This is a genomic window from Oleiphilus sp. HI0117, from assembly GCF_001635235.1.
Genome location: NZ_LWGA01000138.1, coordinates 1 through 749, shown reverse-complemented (window position 1 = coordinate 749; position 749 = coordinate 1). Strand labels below are relative to the sequence as shown.

At 42.2% G+C, this 749-nt stretch carries 1 protein-coding gene; it reads right to left on the bottom strand.

Features of this window, described 5'->3' with window-relative positions:
- Positions 1-40 precede the first annotated feature (40 nt).
- The gene (locus tag A3757_RS01910; protein ID WP_068514279.1) at positions 41-415 is read right to left on the bottom strand and encodes a hypothetical protein; all 375 of its coding nucleotides are present in this window, start codon (positions 413-415) and stop codon (positions 41-43) included.
- Positions 416-749: the final 334 nt, after the last annotated feature.

Below are 749 nucleotides of genomic sequence, written 5' to 3'. Positions count from 1 at the left end.
TGAAGGCATCGGCTTTTTAATGAATATTCAGCAAGGACACTTAGTGGTCGATAGACGTAAAAATCTTCAAGCCATCAGCTGTTTTGATCAAGTTATAAGACTCACGCCAGTTAGAGACCGTGTCGCCCGAATCGTTCATCATCGTCCATGTGACTGAGGCAAGGAAGCAGCTACGGCCAATCTCGGTGACTTCGAGGTTTTCGTACTTGGTATGTGTTACACCCTCTGCAGAGTGTTTATCAAGCAAGCTTTGGAAATATTCGACCAGGTCAGACGGCGCTGCACACTCCCATACTGCGGCATCTGAAGTGACAGCCAAATAAGGCGCTTGGTATCGACTTGCAATCAGGGCCCCATCAAATGAAGAAAAATCTCGCACAAAGCGGTCAAAGAATTCTTTTATATCATCAAGCATATTTCAGTTCTTATCGCTCAAGGTTACAGGAAGATAAAGAGCCAGAGCCTAGAATCGGCCATTACTCATTTAATGCTATTCAAACACGCAAACTTATCTACTTCAAGCTTTTCTCATGATAGCTTGTGAGTCACGGTTACTTTCAATAAGCGACAACTTGCTTAATGTGAATAAGCTCAGGCACTGAGCTTTATGAAGATGAATTATCTTTAGTATGTTAAGGTAATTTTTCTCAAATTAAATAGAGCTATGACAAGCAAGGTATGCACAACAAAGGTAAAAGAATTCCCGGTAGAAGGTGGATGACACGAGCTGCCGTGGCAATTATTTTTCG

Bases quoted from the DNA above. Each gene is read 5' to 3' on its own strand.
- A3757_RS01910 (WP_068514279.1), bottom strand. From the start codon at position 415: ATGCTTGATGATATAAAAGAATTCTTTGACCGCTTTGTGCGAGATTTT.